The 26,037-nt window shown below is 46.3% G+C and carries 13 protein-coding genes and 1 pseudogene; 3 read left to right on the top strand and 11 right to left on the bottom strand.

Going from position 1 to position 26,037, the window contains the following annotated elements:
• The first annotated feature begins 63 nt into the window (after nt 1-63).
• Nucleotides 64-888: a DUF4373 domain-containing protein gene (locus M1B78_RS12440; protein ID WP_257940835.1), complete on the top strand. Its 825-nt coding sequence runs from the start codon at nt 64-66 to the stop codon at nt 886-888.
• Nucleotides 889-1,199: 311 nt separating this feature from the next.
• On the opposite strand, the gene ccsA is transcribed toward M1B78_RS12440, so the two are convergent.
• The 10 genes and pseudogenes from ccsA to M1B78_RS12390 all read right to left on the bottom strand — a co-directional run bounded on the left by ccsA (nt 1,200) and on the right by M1B78_RS12390 (nt 17,639).
• Complete coding sequence (gene ccsA / locus M1B78_RS12435; protein WP_257940833.1) at nt 1,200-3,248, bottom strand: cytochrome c biogenesis protein CcsA; 2,049 nt, start codon at nt 3,246-3,248, stop codon at nt 1,200-1,202.
• A 29-nt stretch (nt 3,249-3,277) separates the two neighbouring features.
• Nucleotides 3,278-3,541: pseudogene (locus tag M1B78_RS12430) on the bottom strand (Rid family hydrolase); the annotation flags it as partial.
• Nucleotides 3,542-3,612: 71 nt separating this feature from the next.
• The gene (locus M1B78_RS12425) at nt 3,613-3,822 is read right to left on the bottom strand and encodes a hypothetical protein (protein ID WP_005835322.1); all 210 of its coding nucleotides are present in this window, start codon (nt 3,820-3,822) and stop codon (nt 3,613-3,615) included.
• 66 nt (nt 3,823-3,888) lie between these two features.
• Nucleotides 3,889-5,247 (bottom strand): alpha/beta hydrolase, encoded by a 1,359-nt coding sequence (locus tag M1B78_RS12420; RefSeq protein ID WP_257940832.1) that lies wholly within the window; start codon nt 5,245-5,247, stop codon nt 3,889-3,891.
• 12 nt (nt 5,248-5,259) lie between these two features.
• Entirely contained in the window at nt 5,260-6,216 is a 957-nt protein-coding gene (locus M1B78_RS12415; RefSeq protein ID WP_257940831.1) for an SPFH domain-containing protein, read from the bottom strand.
• 198 nt (nt 6,217-6,414) lie between these two features.
• On the bottom strand, nt 6,415-9,009 hold the full coding sequence (xyl3A, locus tag M1B78_RS12410; protein WP_257940834.1) for a xylan 1,4-beta-xylosidase: 2,595 nt from the start codon (nt 9,007-9,009) through the stop codon (nt 6,415-6,417).
• Nucleotides 9,010-9,166: 157 nt separating this feature from the next.
• Complete coding sequence (locus M1B78_RS12405) at nt 9,167-11,422, bottom strand: glycoside hydrolase family 3 C-terminal domain-containing protein (RefSeq protein ID WP_346015117.1); 2,256 nt, start codon at nt 11,420-11,422, stop codon at nt 9,167-9,169.
• Nucleotides 11,423-11,443: 21 nt separating this feature from the next.
• Nucleotides 11,444-12,694: a hypothetical protein gene (locus M1B78_RS12400; RefSeq protein ID WP_257940829.1), complete on the bottom strand. Its 1,251-nt coding sequence runs from the start codon at nt 12,692-12,694 to the stop codon at nt 11,444-11,446.
• A gap of 30 nt (nt 12,695-12,724) precedes the next feature.
• Nucleotides 12,725-14,404: a SusD/RagB family nutrient-binding outer membrane lipoprotein gene (locus tag M1B78_RS12395; RefSeq protein WP_257940828.1), complete on the bottom strand. Its 1,680-nt coding sequence runs from the start codon at nt 14,402-14,404 to the stop codon at nt 12,725-12,727.
• A 49-nt stretch (nt 14,405-14,453) separates the two neighbouring features.
• Nucleotides 14,454-17,639, bottom strand: coding sequence for a SusC/RagA family TonB-linked outer membrane protein (locus M1B78_RS12390; protein ID WP_257940827.1), 3,186 nt, complete (start codon nt 17,637-17,639; stop codon nt 14,454-14,456).
• 234 nt (nt 17,640-17,873) lie between these two features.
• On the opposite strand from M1B78_RS12390, the gene M1B78_RS12385 reads away from it, so the two are divergent.
• Complete coding sequence (locus M1B78_RS12385) at nt 17,874-21,818, top strand: hybrid sensor histidine kinase/response regulator transcription factor (protein ID WP_257940826.1); 3,945 nt, start codon at nt 17,874-17,876, stop codon at nt 21,816-21,818.
• A 95-nt stretch (nt 21,819-21,913) separates the two neighbouring features.
• Nucleotides 21,914-23,467: a cellulase family glycosylhydrolase gene (locus M1B78_RS12380; RefSeq protein ID WP_257940825.1), complete on the top strand. Its 1,554-nt coding sequence runs from the start codon at nt 21,914-21,916 to the stop codon at nt 23,465-23,467.
• 56 nt (nt 23,468-23,523) lie between these two features.
• Here the strand turns inward: M1B78_RS12380 and M1B78_RS12375 are convergent, their stop codons facing one another.
• Complete coding sequence (locus M1B78_RS12375) at nt 23,524-25,929, bottom strand: TonB-dependent receptor domain-containing protein (RefSeq protein WP_257940824.1); 2,406 nt, start codon at nt 25,927-25,929, stop codon at nt 23,524-23,526.
• Nucleotides 25,930-26,037 lie beyond the last annotated feature (108 nt).

The raw sequence follows: 26,037 nt of genomic DNA, 5'->3' as shown, positions 1-26,037 counted from the left end.
ACTTCCTGGAATGGAGACCCGTATGCTAACCATGAATCACCAATCATTAAAACACTAGAAACAATGGCCATGATGTATGGGGGAATGCTATATTTCCCCCTCAAAGTAAATCTATTCGAAGAGATAGCAGTGGAACTGGTGGAAGCCAGGTTCGGACTGAAAGGAACGGCGGCGGTAATGAAACTGCTGTGCAAGATACACAAGGAAAACGGATATTACCTGAAATGGAACGCGGAGCAATGCACTCTGTTCACAAACAAGGCGGGAAGGGACATCAACGAGCAGGAGATGCAGGGAATAGTGGACATCCTGGTGGAGAAAACCTTTTTCGACCCCAAAACCTATAAGGAACAAGGGGTACTGACCTCTACCGAGATACAGAAAGTGTGGCTGGAAGCCACCAAACGAAGGAAAAGGGACCTCACCACCCTGCCCTATCTGCTGGTAGAGACGGAAGAGGACAAAACGGATAAGGACAGGACTTGCACGCAAAAACGGGAAAATTGCACGCAGGATGCAGACATTTTCCCCGAAAATGCATGCAATTCAAAACAAAGCAAAGAAAGCAAAGCAAAAGAAAGCAAAGCACTTCCCCCTCTTACTCCCCCGGGGGAAAGCGGAGGAGCGCAGGGAAATCCTGATCCGGACATTCCCGGATATGCCTACAACAGGAATACGCACAACCTGGAATGCCTCATGCTGAACCTGAAAAAGCTATACATCACCGACCGGGAGGAAATCAGGAAGATTCTGAAGCTGTCGGACTACGGCAGGCTGGGAAACTACGTCTGGAAAATATTCAATGGGACGAACTGGAACAAGGTGAACAGCAAGGGAGGGTACATCATCTCGGTACTGGCGAGGGAGAAGCGGAGTACGGGAAGCTGATTAAGCAGGGCACAAGATATCAATAACATGTCATGCAGGAAATTAACAACGTGTGATGCAAGAAACAAATATCGTGCCGGCAAGGTATTCGTTTCGTGTTTACACGATAGTAACAAAATCCCCGCTTCACAATATCACATCGGGAAGCGGGAATCCTTTTATCTTCATAAAAGTGGTTACGTAATTATGACTAACTAATTCATTCAAATCTGACGCTGCAAAGATAAGGCATCGGCAGATAGTACGCAATCACTTAAATTAGGTATAATAAAACAAGCCGGTCATTATAAATAGGTAGAACCACCCGAAAATCAGGCATTGGCATAGCTGTGTATTCCTCCAAGGATGTAGTTCACCCCGAAATAGGTCATCAAGACTGTCAGAAAGGCAACAATCATATAGATATGGAAAAACAACGGTCTGCGAAAAATACGTAGGCTACGTGCATGGAACGCCACCCCGTAGACCATGAAAGTAATCAGCGCCCATACCTCCTTTGGATCCCAAGCCCAATAACGACCCCATGAAACATTGGCCCAAACTGCACCCAGAAAAATGCCGGCTCCCAAAAAGAAAGCGGCAGGATAAAGCAGCAGTCGGCTGAGCAGCATCAACATCCGGACCGAACGACGGAGACACAGTGCCAGTATACCGTTCAGCATCATGAAAGCGAATAAAGCATAAGACATCATTATCAATGACACATGCATACTGAGCCATGGAGAAACGAGTACAGGCATCAAGGGAGTGATTTGGGGATTCATCTGTCCCAAGTATGAAACCAGCAAGGCAAAACCGGACAACAAAAAGCCGAAGGGCACCATAAACGGGAAACGCCGCCGGAACAGACAAGCCAGGAACAGTGCACACAATGCCATGAACTGCATTGTTTCGTATCCGTTACCCAACGGAATTCGCCCGCCGATGTACCATCTCAGACTATACCCGAAGAGCTGAAAGAGAAACGCTGCATAAAGTGCAACCGGAAAGAAAACATCTGTCAGATGTGAAAAAGAAGCAAACACCGTAATCCGACCGGAAGAACCTGATGCAGACGAACGGCGCAAGCCACGGTACAACAAACGGAAGAAAGCCAACAATCCCACCGTAAGGTTGAACATGAACAGCAGCTTGCTGAAAGGAACACGGTTATACAGCAATTCGGCTTGTATTTTAGTATCGGAAATAGGCTCCACACTTCCGTCTTCCGGCAAAGGACGAATCAATGTACCATTTTGGAGCATCAAAATCAGTCCCACCTTTTCATCCGCCTCTACAATGGCCTTTTCCAGAGAAGTCATTTTCTGACGATGGCCTTGCTCCTCCTTCCAGTACTTCTGCAAGCGATACTTCTCACCGTCGAACAAATCAGCCAGACGTGCATAGGGCGTCTTCAAATGAAGCAGGCGACGGAGTGCCTCGTTTTTGATATAAATCATCGGCTCATTCTGCCAAACCTCCGGACGCAGAAGCCATCCGCCAATCACCTGCTCCGGTGTCATGCCTCCATAAGACGGTTTTCCCGTCAGTTTCAGTACAAAATCGCGCGCAAGGGTATTGAAAGGAACCACACGATCATTATAAATCACCTGCTTACGGGCGAGACTATCCGCCTGCTTGCGTGCCAGTGCCGGAAGGCCTCTTTTCTGCGCATGTACCCCACTTCCCAGGCACAGCAATAATAGGACAAACATTCCTCCCTTCTTCAACAACGGATGCCTCAGCAGCCTGCGGAACTCTCCGCCCCGGCTGACCAGCATCCAAAGCATGGAGACACCTAACAAGAGGTATCCACTATAGGTAATCCCTATCCCCCACGGGTCATAATTCACTGTCAGCCAGCTTCCCTGCATATCCTCATCAAAGGAAGACTGATAAAAGCGGAACCCCTGCCGTGAAAGAATACGGTTCATGGAGACGGGCTTCTCGCCGTGAATATAGCTGATATAATCTGCAGGAGCATCCGTACCCGGATAGTACTTAATCCGGAAACTGTCCAGACGTAAGGTGAACGGTAACTCTACAACCTGCCTGCCGTCTTGTTCCAAAAAGCAGTTCACCTCACTGCCGACAGTAAGATGCACATATCCTTTCCGACCACAAAGAAACGTAATCATAGCTCCCGCCAAAATCACGAGGAAGGAGCCATGCAACAACAACGTCGGGAGACGCCGCCACAACCGCTGTCTTACAAGCACAACAACAGTTATCGCAGCAAGGGCTCCCCACAAGCAACAAAACCAAATCGTATGATAAACATGCTTTTCTACAAAATCCGTACTGTACGTCTGCTCTACAAACGTAGTTGCAGCAAGCAGGAGCAGCAAACAACCATAAACAGCTATGAGAAACTTTTTCAATTAAGAGCTATCAATTAAAAGTGAAAAAATCAATATGGAGCAAACTCCTTGTTTTCTAAAGACCTGACTCCCATACATTCCATCTCTATCAGCCAACCCGGACGACATACCGGAGCATATACAAACACTCTCGGAATATCCGGGAAACGCTTGTCATACATGCCTTTGACCACGGTATAGTCTGCAACATCCCGCAGATAAACAATCATCTGTCCTAAATCATCAAACGTACAGCCAGCTTCTTTCAACAAAACCTCCACATTCTCCCACATACGTTCCGTCTGCTTGCGTAACCCGAATAGGGCAATTCTTGCCGGAATAAGGACCAAGATTAATCATACTATCTGCGATTTAGAATCTGTTATTACGAATCCTCCTCTGCTTTCTCTTCAGACGGAGGAGGATTCTTGGACTTCTTCATCCGCCCACTCTTCCGCAATGCTTCAGCGATAATCCACTGAAGCTGTCCATTGGTACTACGGAACTCGTCGGCTGCCCATTTTTCAATGGCATCCATCGTTGCAGCATCCACACGGAGGACAAAGCTTTTGGTTGAAGTTTCTTTTTTAGCCACTATTTATTTACTATTTAACAATTTACGATTTACGATTGAAGTTACTTTGATATAACCAAGTACCAATCAAAGAGTATTCTGCTTGCCCCGCACGAAGGAGGCAATGTCATCCATAACATATGCCGGGACGGGCGAAGCATGGCTATACTCAAACGGAGTCGCCTTGCCGCTGCCTTCCTGCAACAAGTGATTCAATTTCGGATAAGATTTGAAATATGCATTCTTGCAGCGCAACAAACCGGAACGCCATAAACCGAAGTCTTCCATAGTCACCTGATAATCTCTCTCCCCTTGAAGAACAAATATAGGCAGCTTTAGTTTAGCGGCAACTTCCACCGGTTTGTAAGCATTGGCAAACAGCCAATATGAGCGGGGCTGCCCCAATGGCAAGGAAATCGTTTCATCAAACTCTTCCGTACCAAGCTTTTTGACATTAGCCAATTGTTGTTTCAGTTCATCAAGTTGAGCCTTCATATTGACTGAAGAATCCGTCAAAGAAGAGGTATAATAAACCTGTTCCTCAAGAGCATCTTCAAGCGGTCTTGCCAGTCCGGCAAGGATAATGATACCTGCCAAACCTCTCGAACGCCCGGCAATACGGGGAGCCAATGTACCTCCCAGGCTGTGCCCCAACACATACACACTGTCAGGAGCCAGCCCGGGCAAAGCCCTTACCTGCTCCACTATGGCAACGGCATCGTCCACGGCCTCAGTATCATAATCGAGTTCGCGACCGGCAGGAACGCAAGCCGCACCATATGCCTTTGTCCGTTTTTCATAGCGGACGACAGCAATGCCGCGTTCCGCCAATCCCCAGGCCAGGTCGCGGAAAGGCTTGTTGGGACCTATCGTCTCGTCACGGTCGTGAGGCCCCGAACCATGTACCAGAATAACACAAGGAACCCTGCATGCATCCGGACCGACTGCCCGCTTGGGCAAAGTCAACGTTCCGGGAAGCTTGTAGCCGTCGGCTCCCAGCGTAATATCCCTTTCATCCATTTTTTTCTTATCATAGGCTACCGGTTGGGCAGTGCTAACAGCAGGTGCAGGGACTAGCCGGATTGTATTCAGTGCCCCGTCAGCATCAAAAGCCACCAGAAAACGGAGATTATAACGTTCAAATTCCACATCGGAATAATAGATAGTAATTCCCTGGGCAGAATCGGTCTTCCATTCTCCTTTTGATATGGATTTACCAAACATTTTCTCTGCTTGCCGGAAAGAATCATTGAAGAGTGCCGGAGCCAGTTTCTTCTGCAACTCCCGGTTCAACGCCGCATGGATACTGTCACCTTGCCCTGCCACAAACAATTCATAAATGTGCTGCGCGCGCGCAGTATTCGCATCTTGTGCAAAGCCCCCGTATACATTGCCCAGCAAGAGCAGTATAAGAGCCCACCGTCCTATAACCCCCATCTCTTTCATCCGTATCCTTTATCAATGGTTCAACGTTCCCGTATTGACTACCGGTTGGGCAGCCTCATCCGCACAAAGCACTACCAACAGATTGCTGACCATTGCCGCTTTCTTGTCTTCGTCCAGTTCAACAATTTCTTCTTCAGAAAGTTTATGGAGCGCCATTTTTACCATAGATACTGCCCCTTCCACAATCTTCTCGCGTGCCGTAATAATGGCAGATGCTTGCTGGCGACGCAGCATCACAGCGGCAATTTCAGGCGCATAAGCCAGATAGTTGATACGGGCTTCCACCACTTCCATACCCGCCATAGCCAGACGCTCGTTCAACTTCTGTTCCAGCTGCTCGTTAATCTCCTCACCACCCGAACGAAGAGTAAGTTCCTCCGTATCAATCTCATTATCATCATAGGCATACTGACCGGCAACCTGGCGAAGAGCGGCATCACTCTGTATCATGACGAAGTTCTCGAATGCATTCATACGGTTGGCCACCGCATTGCCAAGGCTCACCTGGTTGGCATTACCCGCTGTCGGAGCGGATGCAGCCATTGTTTGTGAATCAATCTCAAACATGGCTTTATAAGTGTCCTTCAGCTTCCACACCAATACCAGTCCTATGAGAATAGGATTACCAATCTTATCGTTCACCTTTATCGGCTCCACATCCAGATTACGTGCACGAAGCGAAAGCTTCTTCTTATCAAGGAATGGGTTTACCCAGAAAAAACCAGTCTCTTTGAATGTTCCCTTGTATTTGCCAAAGAACACCATGGCACGCGCCTCGTTCGGTTCCAGCTCTATATAGCCGGCAAACATAATGAACCATACCAGACACAGACACGCCGAAAGAATCAAGGTAGGCACAGAAATGAGAAAACCAAAGATTATCACCGCCGTAAGCACTACCAAATGAAGGAACAAGGCCAGAAAGCCATTCATCTTAAAACCACTGAAACCATACTCTTTTGTTTCCATATTCTATAAATTTAATTGATATTATTATGATATCACAAATATATCAATTAAAATTAGAGAAGTACAAAGAAACAAGGGAGTTAACATATAGTATTAAGGATTATTAAGAACATGTATTCCCAGTATATAAAAATTCCGCTTGAGGGTCATAACTCACCCTCAAGCGGAAAACTTTTTTTTGACTCTGTCAGTGATGTATCAAGGCTGAATGACAAAAGACCGGCGCAGCAAACCAGCAGTCTGCGAGCTACCGCCCACCATCAGTTCATAACCGCCTTCGGAAACGCACATGGTATTGCTTTGCGGATTCCACCACATTAATTCCTTGTCACCCAAATCAAACTTCACATCAACCGTTTTTCCTGCCGGAATATGCACCCGTTTGAAAGCACGCAACGCCTTGCCCGGTCCTTCTGCATCATCATGCTTCTTCAAATAGACCTGCACGACCTCTTCACCGTCACATTTGCCGGTATTGGTTACGGGGACACTCAATCTCAATTTCTCGCCGGACTTTATATTATCCGAACCAAGCACCACAGCACCATAGCTGAAGGAAGTATAGCTCAATCCATGACCGAAGGGGAAAAGCGGTTCCTGGGTCATGTAACGGTAAGTCCGGCCCGTCATATTATAATCCTCAAAATCAGGAAGCTGTGACACATTACGGTAGAAGGTTACCGGCAAGCGTCCTGCCGGATTGTAATCACCGAACAATACTTCAGCTACAGCCGTACCGCCCGCCTGACCGGGATACCATGCCTGCAGAATAGCTCCACAGCTCCCGGTTTCCGGCTCCAGACCGATGGGGGAACCCGAACAGTTCACCAACACCACCTTTTTACCGGCACGGTGCAAAGCGGCAATCAGTTCCCGCTGAACAGCAGGCAACTCGATATCCGTACGGTCGCCCCCTCTGAATCCGGGAAGCTCAACGCCCATCTCCTCGCCTTCGAGGTTCGGAGAAACTCCTCCCACAAAGACCACGACATCAGCATCCTTTACACGCTCCACAGATTTCCTCACATCCACTTCATTCTTAAATCCAAGGTCGAAGTTCAGCTGTGCATCGCTACGGAAATATTCAAAATCCAGTTCAATGTCATACGTTTTTCCTGCTTGTACCTGCAAAGTACAAGTACTCTTCTGCCCACCGTGCTGATTGGAGAATCCTCTCACTTCCTCCCCATTTATCCGCAATCTACCTGAACCATAGGCATAGATGTCAAAGACAACCTCTCCCGACTGGTCGGGAGTGAATACGCTGTTATAGGTTGCCGAGAAGTCGGTAAGGTTCACACCCGGAGCAAAAACCGTGGCACCGGATGTACAGAAATGGAAAGGAGTGGTCACTTGGGCAGTAGTGACTGGCTCACCGTCACGAGTCACGTTATTCCAGTAGCGTGCAGTAAATCCGGGTTTTCCGTCGGCAGTCTGGCAACGGTTGAAGACGCTCTGTATCTGAGCTCTCTCCACCCATCCGCAGCCTTGTTCATAAATAAGCCGGTCGTCAGAGCCCAAGGCTTTTCTAATTCCATCCAGAATGGTGACTGTGTGCGGAGGCATACCGTTATAATTTCCCCACTGCATCACAGAATCATTGGCGTTCGGCCCCATCACGGCCACAGTCAATCCTCCGCGCTTCAACGGCAAGGTATTATCCTTGTTCATAAGCAGTGTCATGGACTTGCGAGCCATGTCGAGTGCCAGAGAGTCGTGTCCGGCAGAAGCCACCACAGAAAAAGGAATGTCGGTCCAGGACACCTTCTCCGGCTCGTCCATTTCACCCAGTGCAAAACGGGCCGTCAAAAGACGCTTGACTGCTACATCCACTGCTTCTTCATCAATCTTTCCCTGCTTCACCGCTTCTACCAGAGCCTCGTAACTCGAACCGCATTCCAAGTCCGTTCCACTCAGTACGGCAGCCGCCGAAGCAGACTCTGCATCGGAATGCGTCTTATGACCATAGTCTCTGTAAAAATCGGCAATAGCTCCACAGTCCGAAAGGACAATACCGTCAAATCCCCACTCATCGCGCAAAATCTGCATCAGCAGGCGGTCGCTACCACAGCAAGGATTGCCCTCAAAACGGTTGTAGGCACACATCACCTCCTTCACTTTTCCTTCTTTCACCAAAGCTTCGAAAGGAGGAAGATAAGTTTCATACAAATCACGGGGCTTGATATTTTCCGCATTAAACTCATGGCGGTTCCACTCCGGACCGGAGTGTACGGCAAAGTGCTTGGCACAAGCATGCAGCTTGTCATATTTTCCATCGTTCGTGCCCTGCAAACCCTTTACAACCATCACACCCATACGGCTGGTCAGATAAGGGTCTTCCCCATAGGTCTCTATACCCCTTCCCCAGCGAGGGTCGCGGTAGATGTTCACCGTAGGCGTCCACATCGTCAACCCTTGATAGCGCTCATGGCTTTCCTGAGATGTATAGTAGGCATTCTTGGCACGGGCCTCATCAGAAACAGCAGTAAATACCTCGTATACAGTCTCCGGCGAGAAAGATGCCGCCATACCAATCGGTTGGGGAAACACTGTGGCCAGCCCGGCACGCGCCACTCCATGCAACGCTTCATTCCACCAGTTATAGGGCTTGATGCCCAGACGTTCCACCGGTTTGGAGCTGTCCATCATCAAGGACACCTTCTCTTCGAGCGTCAGTTCCTTCAGCAAAAGTCCGGCACGTTCTTCTGCCGGCAGAGATGCATTCTTGTAAATAGCCTGCCCGCATCCCGACAATAGGAAGAGTGGCAAAAGGTAAAGAAGTTTCTGTTTCATCATGGTTTTATATTAGCAATTATCTATCCAAATATACAAAGATAATGGATATTGATTAAATTTCAAGCTTCAAAAGAATGATTCATTATGCAACGTACTGCCTAAAAGGCAGTACGTTTTCTTCACATATATGTTTAATTGCCGTTGAATTATTGCGTCAATCACATATATATTTAAAGGAGTGCATGCAACGAATATCTGCAGATGAAGTCCCGACATACACATTGAACACTCCCGGTTCAGCTACCCATCGATGGCTTGCCTCATCAAAAAACTTCAAATCATCAGGAGTGATAACAAATTCCACTTGAACAGTTTCATCAGGTTCGACCTCTACTTTTGTAAAATGCTTCAACTCTTTCAATGGACGGATAACGCTACACACCGGATCTCCAAGATAAAGTTGTACCACTTCTTTACCAATCCTCGTACCCGTATTAGTCAAAGGCACTGTTACCTTAATACTTCCTTTTTCATCCATCGTCTTAGATGACAGCCGAGACTTGCCGTATTTGAAAGAAGTATAACTCAATCCATGGCCAAAACTAAAAAGAGCGGGAATCTTCTTTGTATCGTGCCAACGATAACCTACTAAAATATCATCTTTATACTCTTCTTTAGGGTTGACACCGACATTGCGCTGATAATCCGTCAAAGACACATCTTCCTTGCCAGTATCGATACCCGGATAAGCCCCTTCACCAAAAGAGTGCGCCGAACAATCGCTTAACTTTACCGGAAAAGAATAAGGCAGTTTACCCGACGGATTCACTTTACCACTGATAACATCTGCAATCGAAGATCCTCCCATGGTTCCCAAATAAGAAATATGCAGAATTGCAGGTACTTTCTCCAACCACGGCATAGCATAAGCATTACCACTGATATTAGCTATCACAAGATTTGGATTCACAGCAACAAGCTCTTCTATCAATTCATCTTGAGAAAAAGGTAAGTTATACGACTTACGGTCAGTAGATTCACAATCCTGAAAAGCGTTTTTATTCAAACCTCCCACATAGATAACAACATCTGCCCGCCGTGCCTTTGCTACAGCCTCAGCACGCAAAGAGTCTATCACCGTCTGTTGTATTTCCTCCTCATACCCAAAAAAGGGACGGCCACATGCATAACCCTGAGCGTATTCTATCTTATCGCCATATAGGGCACGCAGTGCATCAAGTGGAGAAATCATATCTTTTGGTTTCAATTCCGACGAACCGCCACCATCCGTAAGTCTACGGACAGCATTGTCACCAACCACCAATATCCGGTTATACTTATCAGCTTGTAATGGAAGAATGCCCTTGTTCCGCAACAGCACGATGGACTCGTCACCTATTACTTTAGCCACATCATAATGTTCTTTGGTACAGAGTGAGCCATACGGCTTATTCGGATTCAATGAAGTCCGGAAAATCAGGCGCAGTATATTCCTCGCTTTCGCATCCACTGACGCCATCGGCAACTCCCCCTTCTTCAACATCTCCAGATAGGGGTCTGCCAAATAGTAGAGATTATACCCCAAGCTATTATCCGAAGTCAAACCGTTGGTATAAGACCCCATTTCGATGTCAAGACCATTAAGAGCAGCCTCTTTGGTGTCGTGAGCTCCTCCCCAATCTGTAATGACACAACCGTCAAATCCCCATTCATCACGTAGAATATCATTGAGCAGACGGGCATTATGGCAACAATGCTGACCACGATACTTGTTATAAGCTCCCATGACGCTCCATGCTCCCCCTTCCACTATTGCCTGCTTGAAAGCAGGCAAATAGATTTCGTAAAGAGCACGGTCACTCACTTCAACGTCAACGGTACCACGCCACTGCTCCTGATTGTTCAATGCAAAATGCTTCACACAAGCCGCAACACCGTTCTTTTGCAATTCCTTGACATAAGGAACCGCCATCACACCGGCAAGATAAGGGTCTTCACCCATATACTCAAAGTTACGCCCATTAAGGGGAGTACGGTAGATATTGACACCGGGACCTAACAATACGTCTTTCTTACGATAACGTGCCTCCTCGCCAACAGCCTTGCCATAACGTGCAGCCATCTCCGGGTTCCAAGTGGCAGCAAGAGCCGTAAGAGCAGGAAAAGCCGTAATAGAATCGTTAGTCCAACCCGCATAATTCCAAGTATTCCATTCAAACTCATGGCGAACTCCATGAGGGCCATCACTCATCCACAACTCAGGAATACCCAAACGGGGCACACCTGCCGATGAAAACTTGCTCTGTGCATGGCAAAGTGCCACCTTTTCTTCAAGTGTCATACGGCTTAACGCATCCTCAACGCGCACTTCGATAGGCATATCAGGATTTTGATATATGGGCATCTGCGCACAAAGATTTGTGGCAGATGCAGCGAACAAAAGAAAAAATCGTAAAATATAAGTATGCATTTTTATGCTCTTTATTAGAAATTATTGAACCGTTACCAAGTCGACATAGTAACCATGTCCCACACAAAGGAATCCGGCCTCAGCCTTTATCTTGTCAATAATCTCTTGGGTAATAATCAGTTCGTAAACACCACCTTTGCCAAATTCTATCGTATCCATCAGCCCTGACCACCAACCGGTAGCAAGTTGCATCTGATGATATTCCGCCATAGGTTCTATCGAGTAATAAACCCGCAAAACAGTCCCTGGCTTAAGGGCAGTCATCACTTCTTGAGGAATCAGATTAAATGTCTTATTAGGATCACCGTCCTCTTTGTCCCAGGACACATAGTGATGACCTTCCCACAAGGCTTTCTCAGAAGAGATAGTAACTTTCTGTTCTGTAGTAACCTCGCCGTTGGCATAGAATTGTATACTTTCACCTGTCTTAGTCTTACCAGTCACTGCATATTCTCCTTCTTCCAGTTCCGGGCAAATCAGCGTGAGAGAAGTGGCTGTTTGCTTTGCAAATTCCACTACATCCACACCATTTATTGTAATCGAGGCAACAGCATCAAGATTTATACCGGTCATTATCCATGCCGCACCGGCGGTAGCACGGTTGGCACCCATTGTAATCATAGCCCCTTTAGTCACTTTCACTTTATTGGCACCGTATTCATTACCTTCGGCATCGATAAAAACAGCCCGATAGTCTCCCTCCGACAAGCCGGCAGGTACAGTATATTCCACATAATTGCCATCTTCCGACTCCACATAAGTAATATCCATGGCAGCCATTCCACCAATGAGAATGCTTTCCACTTTATCCAGATTATCACCGTAAAGACAAGCTTTATTGCCGGGAGCCACAATACGTTCGAATGCTACTTCAGTGGCACTGGGGTCATCCGCTAAAGGATTTACCTGGATAAGCCCCTCACGGTAAGTAGATTTTCCGACAGTGGTGGTAGCTGTTATTTTAAGATGATAAGTTCCTGCCATAAATTCCTTTTCTATTTCAGTACCGGTAGCCACTTCTTCTCCATCCACAAACCAAGTTACGGTAGTATAGTCTGCGGGAGTCACTGTGAGTTTCATCGAAAATTTGCCATCACGACTGAAATTGGCAAATGTAGCCAGATTTCCATTAACCCGGTCCGGAAAGGTAGGATCGAGTATACGAGGCTCATCATCGAGCGTAGCCGTAGAGAACGGTTCTTCGTCGCTGCAGCTTGCCACGAAGGCGTTGAATGCCAATATGGCAAATAGCATAACATATATCTTTTTCATATTGATAGTTTATTTGATGTTGAACAGAAATTATTGAACATTATTTTTATCCCACCACACAGGAGTGTTCCAGCTATTATTACCTCCCATACGCTCTAGCGCTTCCTCATAGTTTTTCTTATTGTATGAAGATTCCAGCACAGGATAGCACAGACGAACCGGAATAGCTGCCCCCCCCGTAAGAACTTGGCTGAAACCATACTCTGCAGGAGACTTTAGCTGTGGGTAGTTGGAACGGCGCAAATTAGCCCAACACTCCAACGGATTGGTGAAATGCAGAATCCATGCCTGCGTATTGATAGATGCCTTTTTCTGCTCTGCCGTATAACCAATAATGTTATTGGCCATATAGTTATCGAACTCTTCGTCAGTAATTTTATCACATCCGTAATTGTCCGTCAAGAAGTCCATAGCCGCACGTACACCTTTTCTATAATGCTCTTCTACGGAACCTGCCACATTCCATCCTTTCAGAGCAGCCTCTGCCAGCAGAAACTCCACTTCGGCCGAAGTTATAACCACACCCGGATTTTCACCCTCAAGAAAGTTACTTGCCAACTTGGGTTCCGTTTCCGTATCCATGGAAATCTTTTCAATGGCAGGATTGCTTTCCTGCAGTTCTTTTATAAGGTCGCTCTCATAAGCTTCGGGCCAAGGTTCATAGAAAAATGCACCCGGATCGCGTGGATGCGCCATATTTTTCGCCAATACCTCTTCAGTGATGTCAATGCGGCCCTCGGTACTGGTTGTGCTCATTATCTGGTCAAAGTAGAACCGTATGATAGCATAGAAACGAGGGTCACCAGTATTGAACAGCTGATTATAAAAAGTAGAGCAGATAAAACTGGGGTTATTGCGAGGATCGTTACCATACAAACGCTGTGACAAAGCATTACGACGATAGTCGGAATAGCTTTCGCCACCAAAGTCAAAAGCAACATCCAAATAAGGAATCAGTGCGTCATCAGCACCGGAGGCAATGATACCTCCATCTGCCGCCAAAGCTTTTTCAAATTCTTCCTGAGCTTTCTGTGGGTTGACATCCGAGATACGCATAGCATAACGCAGGCGGAGTGAATTGGCAAACTTTTTCCATTTGTTTATGTCGCCGCTATAAATGACATCCCCGGTGATACGGTCTTTGGTGCCATCAAAAGCTGTTACGGCAGCGTCGAGCTCCACAAAAAAGTCATTATAAATCTCTTCTTGTGTGTCATATCTAGGCGTAAACTTACCATCAATAAAACCTCTTCCCGCTTCAAAGTAAGGCACATCGCCATAAATATCAGTAAGATGAGACATGAGATAGACACGATAAATGCGGACAGCCGCATTGATGTTCACCTTCTCTTCATCATCCGTAGTACGTGCCTGTGCATCGGTAAGGTCCTTGATATTTTTCAAATAGTAGTTCTGCCAGATATGCCCCATCTCGTTAAGGTCAAGTGTATGGCGGCCACCATAGTTTGTAGTATTCCAGCAGCCCATCAACTGCTGGTTGAAGGCGTAAATATAACTACGGTAAGTTTCACTCACCTCCAGGTCTCCATAGGTATGGAGCTGGGCGGTGGTAAGTTGTGCGTTAGGATCGATGGTGTCAGCCTTTGAGGGATCGGTATTCATGTTCTCCATATACTCATCGCTGCAAGAAACGAAAAACAAAGCAAATGCAGCCAACGCCATTGTGATATATGATTTATAGTGTCTCATTGTATATATCTTTTTTAGTAAATGTATCTGATAAATTTCATGGGGTCTCTTAAAATTTCACATTGACATTGAAACCGTAGCTCTTGCGTGAAGGCAACGAGCCATACTCCATACCCATACCGGTGGTATTGTTGTAGTTGGAGTCCGGGTCAATGTTAGGAATATTCTTCCAGACAATGAACGGATTACGAGCAACAAACGATATTGTCAGTCCATCTACCACATTCTTCAGCCAAGCCTTGGGCAAGGTGTAGCTCAATGTGATTTCGCGACACTTCACATAAGAGTTATCATAGATAAACATGGAAGGCGCATTGCGACAGACACTCATCCAATACTTCTCGGGATTAATCACAATGTCATTTTCACGATAAGTACCGTCACCATTGTCTATCACACCCGGAGCAATGAAACCGCCGGTGGGCATCCAATCAGGAGAATCTTTGGCATAGCCTGCTGCCTGACGGGCCTCTTCGGACTTATACCATGCTTCGCGGCCTTCCAAAGTGACCATGCTCTTGCCCGTCTCATGCGCGGCCCGAGCTGACATAGAATAAAGATCAGCCCCTACCTTCACATCAAAGACAGCAGAAAGTGAAATATTCTTATAGGAGAAGTTGGTATGGACACCGCCGGTCCAGTCCCAGGAGGCATTTCCCAGTACATGGTTGCTCTTGTCGTACATAGGCAATCCGGTTGACGGATCGATAAGAATATCACCGTTTTCGTTACGCTGGAAGTCGGGACCTACGATAGAACCGAAATTCTCACCTACCTTGGCAGCCACTTGTACGTCAAGCCATGTAGCCTTTTCCAGTTCAAACATATCCATGTCGTCCACCAGTTTCTTCACCTTGTTACTATTCTTCGAGAAGTTGAAATTCAAATCCCAAGAGAAATCTTTCGTTTGGATCGGACGAGTGTTCAAAGCTATTTCCACACCTTTATTCTCGATTTCACCTGCATTAATCAAACGATAGCCATAACCGGAAGTCGAGGAACTGGCCATACCCATAATCTGATTCTTACTAAGCTGACTGTAATAAGTGAAATCCAAGCCGATACGGTTCTTCAGGAATTTCAGTTCCAGCCCCATTTCAAACGAATTGGTCTTGGTAGGTTTCAAATCTTTATTGGGAATAGTGCCGTTACTGATATAACCAATAGTATAACCCGGATAAGCAAACTTAGACTTGGTATACACCAATCCCAACTGATACGGATCGGTATCACTACCAACTTGCGCCCACGACATACGCACTTTACCATAAGGAAGCTTGTCACCCAATTTCAGCAACTCGGAGAATACAAAGCTACCGGAGAAAGAAGGATAGATATACATGTTATTACTGACGGGCAATGTGGAAGACTGGTCGCCACGAAGGGTTGCATCAAAGTAAAGCATGTGCTTCCAACCCAGGTTAACGGCACCATAAATAGAGTTAATCTGCTTACGATAACTGTAAGGCTCTACACTTACCTCATTGAAGCTCATCAAAGCCACCACATCGCGAATCTTCATGTCCTTGGCAGTAGTGACTATAGTCTGGTTATTCACCTTGTACAAGTTACCGCCCAATGTCGCATTAAAGTCGAAATCTCCCCAAGAGTTATTATAGAGTGCCAGAAGCTCGAAATTATACATTCGATTACGGAAATTATTATTCTGCAAGTAACCGGATTCATATCCTGGCGTGGTAGGAGCCTTGTAGTCCTCAAAAGTAAACCAATTAAGCTCGGCTCCTGCTGTCCCCTGTACCTTCAGGTGTTGGGTGATGTTCCAGACAACCTTACCATTGAAACGGAATTGATCTTTCTTGGAGTTGTTCGAGTTCTTGTAAACATCCCAATAAGGATTCACATTATAAGGGTCCATGCCATTCCAGTTAGAGTATTCACCGTTGGCATCCTGATAAGTCTTAAGCCATTTCTGGTCATAAGTGGTGGCCAAAGTCATCAGATTCTTGCCTATATTTGATTTACTGTCTCCCAATGCCGGACGGTTTTTCACATCTTCACGGGTATAGTTGCCACTGAAGTCCAAGTCAAATTTCCCGGCAGTAGTATTGGCACGCAAATTGAAGATGTCCCGGCTCATATGAGTCTTTGGTACGATATCTTTGTTGCGCATATCAGTATAGGTGAAACGAATACCGGTCTTGCCATTATTCACCCCAATGATAGCACTGTTAGTTGCAGTAAAGCCTGTGCGGAAAAACTGGGAAGTATTGTCTGGAACTATCAGATAAGGACGTTCCACACCATCGAAGTACTTAAGCATATTGGTACCGTCAGCTTTGGCCCCCCAACTCATGTTGGTATTAGACACAGCATTGATGGGATAAGTACCATTACTGCCCATACCATAAATCTGCTGGACATCATCCCATTTGGCCAACTGGGTATCAAAAGTCATAGTTCCATTGTATTCCACGCTGATTTTATCCTTATTGGCTTTCTTGGTAGTGATAAGGATTACCCCATGGCTGGCACGACTACCATAAAGAGCCGATGCCGCGGGTCCCTTCAATACCGACATGCTCTCAATGTCATCGGGATTTACACTGGAAATACCGTCTCCAAGGTCAAAACCACCATAAGTACCGGCGCTACCAAAATTTGTATTATCCAAAGGCACGCCGTCTATCACATACAAAGGCTGGTTATTACCGGTCATTTCTGTGCTACCGCGTAATATTACACGCGAAGAGCCTGAGGCTCCACCCGCGGTCTGGCTCACCACCAAACCCGGCACACGACCTGCCATTGAATTGATAACATTCGTTTCTTTGGCCTTGGTCAATGCCTCACCTTGTACCTCGGCCACACCGTATCCCAAAGCCTTGCGCTCGCGCTTGATGCCCAAAGCGGTTACTACCACTTCACCCAGCATCTTACTGTCTTCTTCAAGTACAATATTCAGTGGAGCATTGCCTGCTTTCACCTCCTGCTGCTTGTATCCCACAAAACTGATGATTAACGTTGCGCCGGGTTTGACGTTTAAACTGAATTTGCCGTTTAAGTCGGTAACAACACCGTTGCTGGTTCCTTTTTCAACGACAGAGGCCCCTATCACCGGACCAAACTCATCTTTCACAGTACCTATTACTTTGTTGCTTTGCTGTTCTATTGCAAAATTTTCAAATGAAGCAGCTCTCACTTGCGAAAAACCTCCCCATAAACAGAGAGTAAGTGTACCACAGAGTAACGTGTTTTTACATTTCTTTACTTTCATAATATTAATAATAAAATTTGTAAGCCAGATTCTTGGTCAGGTCACAAAGTTCACCAAAGTATCCATTCATCAGGTTTGAATCCCTACATATCAGGTTTGAATTCTTACATTTTATTACAAATAACTGATTTTCAACACAAAAACTTTCAATAATTCGAACTTATTTGGATTATTGTTTTGAACATTCACAGAGTTAATGTACTTTTGTACTCGTTAACCAACATTGCATAGCAAATGTATATCTGCACTAAACAAACTCTCCAGACTCTGGTCTTACTTTTCTTCATGCTGTTCTCAACCACAGCCTATGCAGACAAGTATGTCCAGCGCTTTTCCAGCCTGAAATTTGGTACAGAAGAGGGTTTGAACAGCCTACGGGTCTTTTCCATCGCAACAGACAAGTCGGGAGCTATATGGATGGGCACACTTGATGGAATCAACCGTTTCAATGGGCGTTCGATGAAAAGCTATCAACTAGGAACCAATCAGAAATTATCCGATGCTTCAGGAAGCACCACAATGTTAGCTATAAGTCCTAACAATTCACTTTATGCTTATAACAATGTAGGACAGATTTACAAATACAACTTGCTTACTGACCAATTCGAACTCTGGCTTGATTTAGCAGAACATATCTACATGGGCCTGATTCTCCAGCACCTTCTTATCGACTCGCAAGAACAATTGTGGATAGGACTGAGCACCGGGCTCTATTGTTGCCGATTTGGTGAAATGCCTCAACTTATCGATTCAGAAAACCATGTGACCTATATCACCGAATTGCCTCAAGGTATTGCCACCGGTAGCACATGTGGCCTGCGTATCTATTCCAAGGATAGAGTTTTACTGCATAAGCTCTGTCCAGGCACCTATGTACAAAGCCTTTTAGTGCCATCAGGCAGTGATACATTATTGATAGGCACTTTCAATAGTGGAATAAAAAGCGTCAACCTCAACTCATGGCAAGAACAGGCAACCGGTGCCGTAACTCTTCCTCATACTCCTATCCGTTCCATGATAGAAATGACACCTTCTACCATCCTATTGGGATTTGACGGAGATGGAGTCTACACCTACAACTACCTGACCGGCGAGACAGAACCACTCTTCACGCGTGCCAACCGAATGCTTACTGCCATGGGAGTATATTCCTTATGCCTGGATTATGAAGACAACATATGGATAGGAACCTACACTGGCGGCGCATTTCTCATGATGCCCGAAGAAACCACCACCACTTTACTAAGACATCACAAAGGAGAAGAGCCCTCCTTAGCCGATGACAATGTAAATGCATTCTGTGAGCAGCGCAACGGTGAACTGTGGATTGCCACCGATGACGGTATCAACATATACAATCCCCAAAATAACCGATGCAGACAGATACTTGCAGGTAATGTGGTATTAAGCATCTCCATTGATTCTCAGGATAATATTGCTGCAGGTACTTATGGTAATGGGGTATTTCTTCTCAACAGCCAGGGAGAAATTTTACACCATTACCTTAGCGACAATAGCAGCTTACCATCCGACTACCTCTCTACAGTACTGTTTGATACAGACGGAGATTTATGGATAGGGACAATGGAAAATCAGTTGCTGCAACTGGAATGCTCCACCCGGCAATGGAAGTTACACAACGTAATCAAAGTACGCTGCATAGCACAAAAGGATGCACATACCATTGCTGTAGGTACAGTAGACGGACTGGTACTGATAAACAAACAGACCGGAACATCCACACATTTGTTTAAGAGTACTGACAATAAAGGAGAAGACTTCAATGCTTTCATCCAATCCATAGTATTCGTAGACGATGAGCAGGTCTGGCTGGGAACTGACGGTGGAGGCCTTTATTTATATAACTTACAAACTGCTGAAAAAAAGGCATTCTCTACCGAACAGCGTCTGCCGTCCAACCGTGTGAGTGCCTTGCTCATCGACCATAGCAATATGTTATGGATTACTACTGACCACGGTTTGGCATGCCTTCCTCCGCAGCCATCCATGCAGATATACAACCAGAATTTCGAGCAAGTAATGTCGAGGTTCTACAACCGTTCCGCAGCCACTCTTTTAGCCGACGGACGCATAGCACTGGGAAGTACCACTGGTGTACTGATATTCAAGCCTCACATTTCACTGACTTCCTATCAGTCTCCATCCTTACAACTCACCGACTTCCGAATAGACAATATAGATGCCAGGGAGTCTGCGGGCATGCGCCCAGAACTCATGCAAATGCTGGCAGATAGCACCATTATTTTATCATATCGCCATAATTCATTCACAATGGGATTCGAGTCTGTAAGCTTCCGCTATCAGGAAGACATTGCATACGAATACATGCTTCAGGGATTCGACCGTAACTGGAACAAACTGGGAAACAATGAACAACTGCGCTACACAAATGTGTCGCCAGGCAGATACCGGCTTTGCATACGTTCATACAGCCTCAATAGCGGACTCATACTGAGCAGTCGGACTACGTGTATCACAATCTGCCAGCCATGGTGGAACACTTGGTGGGCATGGATATTATACATCATGACACTATGGGGTATAATAGGAGCAGTTATAAAAAGTAAACAACAACAGTTGGTACGCCACTATATGAACGAAAAAATCGCCTTTTTCGTAAGCATAGCCCATGATATCCGTACACCACTTACACTTGTCAAGGCTCCTCTGGACGAACTACGCCATGACTCCACACTTCATGAAGATGCCGTCCGGTCCATCGGACTGGCACATTCCAATCTCAACAAGCTATTGGATATATTATCACAGTTACTTGACTTTGAACGGATAGATCATTCCAGCATGAAACCCCAGATAGAAGCTGTGCCGCTAAAACAGATTACAGACAATCTCCTTACCATCTTTCAACCCCTCTGCCAGCAACAACAAAAAACATTGCAGACGAGTAACATCGACTGTCGGTTGGGAGTATGGGCCGACACGAAATTATTGAACCGGATACTCACCAACCTTTTATCCAATGCCCTAAAATATACCCCTGCAGGAGGAAAAATCAGCATCAGAGCGAAAGCCGAAGCAGACAAAGTAAAGATTATCGTGAGTGACACCGGAATCGGCATCTCCCCAAAAGAACAAAAGAAACTGTTCACAAGCTTTTTCCGTGCCAGCAATGCCATCAGTTCCGGTACTCCGGGCATCGGTCTGGGGCTATTGCAAGCCAAGCGGCTTGCCACTTTGTTGAAAGGCGACATCAAGGTTAGCTCCGTCGTGAATCAAGGTTCGGAATTTACGCTCATACTCAATAAAGCTACAATCACAAATTCTGCGGCATCCGTTGCCACTCCTGCTATGGAAAGGCCTGTCACTATTGAAGCCCCCATGCTCTGCGACTCGGACAAAGACACATTGCTTATAGTAGAAGACAATGACGAACTCCGCCTCTATATGCGCCGCATATTTGAACCTATTTACTACGTCATAGACAAATCCAATGCACAAGAAGCATTGGAATATATGGAAACGCAATACCCCAGTTTAGTATTGTCCGATATAATGATGCCCGGCATGCAGGGTGACGAAATGTGCAACCGGATAAAAAGCAATCCTGCCACTTCGGGCATACCTGTCATACTGCTCACTGCCAGGACCTTCAGAACTTCCATCATAGAAGGGCTGCACAAAGGAGCCGATGACTACATAGCCAAGCCTTTTGACATAGATATACTGAAAGCCAAAATTCAGACACAAATAGAAAACCGCAAACGCCTGCGGCAATATTACACACAGATTGCACTGCGGCATGACCTTCCAACAAGCAAGACTATTGAGGAAATGCCTACTATACAATCCAGCATGCCCAATAGTGCAGACAGTGCCTTTGTAGAGAAAGCGACTCAAATCGTGAAAGAAAACATAAGTAACTTTGAATTCGACATTGACCAACTCTGCCGGGATATGGCCATGTGCCGGACTCTTTTCCACGAACGACTGAAAGCTCTTACCGGGCATACCCCGCAAGATTTCATCCGTATTATCCGCCTTGAGCAGGCTGCCGCCCTACTGCAACAAGGAATACCGGTGACCGATGTTTCCATACAAACGGGCTTTGTGAACTCCAAATATTTCAGCACCCTATTCAAGAAATATTTCGGTGTCCAACCCAGCCGATACACCGGGCAAAGAATGAATATAGGCTGATTTGTAGGATTTCAAACCTCTATATGCAGAATTTCAAACTATACATAACCCCATTACCGCTAACTTTGTCGCCATAAACCTATAAAACTGATTTTATGAGCACAAAGTTCATCTTCTTGAAGAATGTAATGGCAATACTATTGTCCATAAACATTTTGTCCTGTTCCAGCTCCAATTCCTCCATAGAGGAGTTGCCCTATCTCACAGTGAAAAGTGTATACCCTCAGAACCTCGCAGCTGCCGGTGGAGAAATAACCATCCGTGTTTCATCCTATCCCGTCGCAACAGCCCAATCCAATGCCGAGTGGATGACACCGAAATCAAATACTTCTTCCGATAACCTTATGTCATTTACATTTACAGCAGAAGCCAATAAAGGGAATGCGCGTAAAGCCGGCATAACTATCACGGCCGGTGAAAAGGAAACCGTCATCATCATCACCCAAGCTGCAAATAATGAACAAGAGAACAAACCTGCCATAGACGAAAATCTGCCTGCCGTAAAAGTGGCAAGGGAGCTGGGGCTCGGATGGAATCTGGGTAACCAGCTTGACGCTCATGTAAACGAAATAGCCGACGAGACTTCATGGGGTAACGGCAAAGTTACACAAGAGACACTCTTGAAAGTAAAACAAGCCGGATTTACATCAGTCCGCATCCCCGTTACCTGGTTGGGAAAAGTAGGCGAAGCCCCGCACTATCATATTGACGCAGACCGGCTGAACCGCGTGGCAGAAGTGGTGGAATATGCTGAAAGAGCCGGGCTGAAAGCCATTATCAACATCCATCACGACGGACACCGCCACATCCACGAAGACGGTTTTGATGAGCACCGCTGGCTTGATATCGTAGAAGCAGCACGAAACAAAGACGTAAATAACGCCATCAAAGAGCAACTCAAATCCATGTGGACACAAATAGCCCAACGTTTCGAGAACAAAGGCGAATTCCTAATTTTCGAAGGCCTCAATGAGATTCATGACGGAAGATGGGGTATCGGCACCAACACCACCGATGGAGGCAAACAATATGCCATACTCAATGAATGGCAACAAGTTTTTGTAGATGCCGTCCGTGCCACCGGCGGCAACAATGCAACCCGCTACTTAGGTATCAGCGGCTATTGCACAAACCCTGATCTTACCATAAAACACCTGCAGCTCCCAACAGACCCGACAAAAGACCGTCTGTTAATATCGGTACACTACTACGACCCTGCCACCTTCGCATTGGAAAATAAATTTGCAGAGTGGGGACACACCGGCGCCCTCAGCAAAAAAGAGAAATGGGGAGACGAAGAGCATCTTGAGAAAATCTTTGCAGCATTAAGAACCGCTTACGTAGAAAAAGGGATTCCCGTATACATTGGAGAAATGGGGTGCGTACACCGCAACAACAACCGTTCTGAAGCATTCCGCAAATACTACCTGGAATATGTATGCAAAGCTGCACGCACCAATGGCATGGCCGTATTCTATTGGGATAACGGCAATGCCGGTGCCGGACGGGAATGTTCCGGGCTGATGAATCACGCCACAGGAACTTATGTCAACAATGGAAAGGATGTGATAGATGTCATGAACAAAGGGTATTTCTCCAATGACCCTTCATATACATTAGAAAGCCTATACAATAACGCTCCACAATGAACGACAATCTCTTACTTAGCAGCAAAAGGGAGAAACCGGGTAGCATCCTTTCCGCATTATAGCCTCCTCTGAATATCCTCGTTACTGTTCCGCTGGCCCTTGCTACGTATATCACCACCGAAAGTATAGGATACACCGATACGGAAACTGGTAAAGGCAAACTGATTGTCGGCAATTATCTTCAGCCCGTTGGACATGGTTTCCAATTTGGAATGGCTGACAAACAGATTGTTGACATTCAGGCTGAGGTTGAGCTTATTGTCCAACAACCGGTAAAGCATACCTGCACTGACGCTGTAAGTGGGGCTCATCAGATAGATGCCCCGATACTGCCGGGAAGAATAGGAACCGGACAACGTAGCCAGAAGAGTCTTCTTTTCATTGAAGAAGAAAGTGTTGCGCAGACTGGCATCATAAGCCCATCCTTTCTCCTCGGGAGAGGTGGTGACAGCGCTGGAGGTAGTCCGGCGATAGCTCACTCCATGCTGGGCGTAAGCTTGCAGCCATTTGGTACGGAAAGTGTACGAATTGTTAAGCCCGAAAGCATGCGTCTTCATGAAATTCTCCCAAAGGAAAGAGGTCACATTCGTTTCGGCATCCAAGTCCACAACCTGGAAGAATACATCGTCCGAATAAGAATAATAAGCGGAAACATTGAAGTTGTTCTTCAACGTATATCCCAGTTCTGCATTGTAAGTGTAGCTGGGTTTCAAGTCCTCACGCCCGCAGGCATACGTATATTTGTTCTGATAGAAAGGAAAAGGATTGACCATATTCTGCGACGGACGGGAGATGCGGTTGGAGAAACTGAAGTTCAGCGCATTCCCGTCTGTAGGCGAATAAAGCAGATAGACAGTAGGGAATAAGCGCGTATAGTCGTGCTTGTCCTCCGTATCCTTCGCTTCGGAAATACCGGTAGTGCGGGTGTGCTCCATACGCAAGCCCAACTGCATGGAAAAACGTTCGGAATATTCACGGCTATAATCAGCATATAAGGCATAGATTTGCTCCTTGTAACGGAAATAATCATCCTGCACCAGCGTAGGGTCCGACGTATCGTAATTGATACCGTTGCGAGTGTTGGTAAAGGAGACCTTGGCACCTGCCGTTATCTTGTACTTTTCAAAAGGAAGGATGAAATCAAGAGCGGAAGAGACTACATCCACCTTGCGATGTTGCAGATAGTTGTAATCGAAGTTTGTACCCGGAATCTCCGTACCGTCAGGCAGGAGGGTTTTCGAGAGAAAGCCCATATTTTCGTCCCGGTTGTCACGCAGGTAATCCACATCCCAAGTCATTTTCTTGCCTTTGTCATCCCAGACCTTATCGGTATGGAAGTTCAGATTGAGGCGGTCGGAACCGGTATCCTTGTCACTGTTGGAGTACAGCAGAGAATCCAGTACGGCGGTAGAGGCATCGTAAACTTCCGTCCATGAAAGGGCGTTGCCCGGTTTGGGGGCACTGTGATTATAGATGGCCTGCATACCTGCACTCCAGTCCCGTTCCAACGATACATCCACACCTCCCTGAAGGTAGAAGCTATTCATGTAATTGGTGTAGTCGGCACGGCTGTTCCAGATGTTCTGCGGAAAATAGCGGTAATTCTTCTCACGCGTCTCATAGTTGCCCTGCGTAGTACCCCCGTTGAGGAAGGATGACACGCGCCCCTTGCTGAGGTTCAGGCTTACCCCGCCATATCCGTAATTGTCCTTTTCACCAGCGCTGTAGGAAGCGGAAGCCGTACCACCCACGTAATCTTTGGGACGTGACTTCAAGCGAATATTGATGATGCCTGCATTTCCGGCGGCATCGTACTTGGACGGAGGCGTGGTAATCACCTCCACCTTCAGTATCTGGGAGGCGTCATAGGAACGGAGGTAATCTATCAGTTCATCCCCCGACAGCTTCGTCTCACGGTCGTTGATATAAACCCTGATCCCCCCTTTACCTATAATACCAATGCTGTTTTGTCCAACCTGCAGACCGGGCACTTCACGCAGAAGGTCGAGTGCACTGCCTCCGGCAGAGGCTATGGTATTATGTGCATCGAACACTACCCTATCCACCAGACGCTTGATAACGGGACGCGCGGCCGTAACGGTCACTTCGTCCAGCGAGGCGGAAGAAGATTTCAATGTCAATTCGCCAACGTTTTTGTTTCCTCGCAACACAACGGGCAGGTAGAGGTCTTCACTCCCGATAAGGGTGATATGCAGCAAGTATTCTCCCTGTGGCCGGTCAAAAGAGAAACAGCCTTGTGTGTCGGTCAGCATGCCGGTAATATAGGTGCTGTCCTTTGCCTGCTTCAGCAGCACATTCGCCACTTCTACCGGTTGGCGGTTCTCGTCCTGCACACAACCGGAAAGCCGATAAGTCTGGGCGGAAAGGAAAGTGGCCATACTTGCCAAGGCCATCCATACCATCACTCTTTTTCTAACGTTGTTCAGTAGATTCTTTTTCATTATGCGTTTGATTTTAATGTTTCACCTTTTGTATTTCACTGATGCAAAGGTAGGGGTAAAACATGCCTCAAACGGTCTATATCGAGGAATAAAAAGTCTATATTTTCA

The sequence above is a fragment of the Bacteroides muris (ex Fokt et al. 2023) genome (assembly GCF_024704895.1).
Lineage (GTDB): Bacteria > Bacteroidota > Bacteroidia > Bacteroidales > Bacteroidaceae > Bacteroides > Bacteroides muris.
The sequence above is the reverse complement of the archived record's forward strand: the minus strand, read 5'-3'. Positions and strand labels throughout refer to the sequence as shown.

Bases quoted from the DNA above. Each gene is read 5' to 3' on its own strand.
- M1B78_RS12440 (WP_257940835.1), top strand. From the start codon at position 64: ATGGCCATGATGTATGGGGGAATGCTATATTTCCCCCTCAAAGTAAAT.
- M1B78_RS12420 (WP_257940832.1), bottom strand. From the start codon at position 5,247: ATGAAAGAGATGGGGGTTATAGGACGGTGGGCTCTTATACTGCTCTTG.
- M1B78_RS12415 (WP_257940831.1), bottom strand. From the start codon at position 6,216: ATGGAAACAAAAGAGTATGGTTTCAGTGGTTTTAAGATGAATGGCTTT.
- xyl3A (WP_257940834.1), bottom strand. From the start codon at position 9,009: ATGAAACAGAAACTTCTTTACCTTTTGCCACTCTTCCTATTGTCGGGA.
- M1B78_RS12405 (WP_346015117.1), bottom strand. From the start codon at position 11,422: ATGCATACTTATATTTTACGATTTTTTCTTTTGTTCGCTGCATCTGCC.
- M1B78_RS12400 (WP_257940829.1), bottom strand. From the start codon at position 12,694: ATGAAAAAGATATATGTTATGCTATTTGCCATATTGGCATTCAACGCC.
- M1B78_RS12395 (WP_257940828.1), bottom strand. From the start codon at position 14,404: ATGAGACACTATAAATCATATATCACAATGGCGTTGGCTGCATTTGCT.
- M1B78_RS12390 (WP_257940827.1), bottom strand. From the start codon at position 17,639: ATGAAAGTAAAGAAATGTAAAAACACGTTACTCTGTGGTACACTTACT.
- M1B78_RS12385 (WP_257940826.1), top strand. From the start codon at position 17,874: ATGTATATCTGCACTAAACAAACTCTCCAGACTCTGGTCTTACTTTTC.
- M1B78_RS12380 (WP_257940825.1), top strand. From the start codon at position 21,914: ATGAGCACAAAGTTCATCTTCTTGAAGAATGTAATGGCAATACTATTG.
- M1B78_RS12375 (WP_257940824.1), bottom strand. From the start codon at position 25,929: ATGAAAAAGAATCTACTGAACAACGTTAGAAAAAGAGTGATGGTATGG.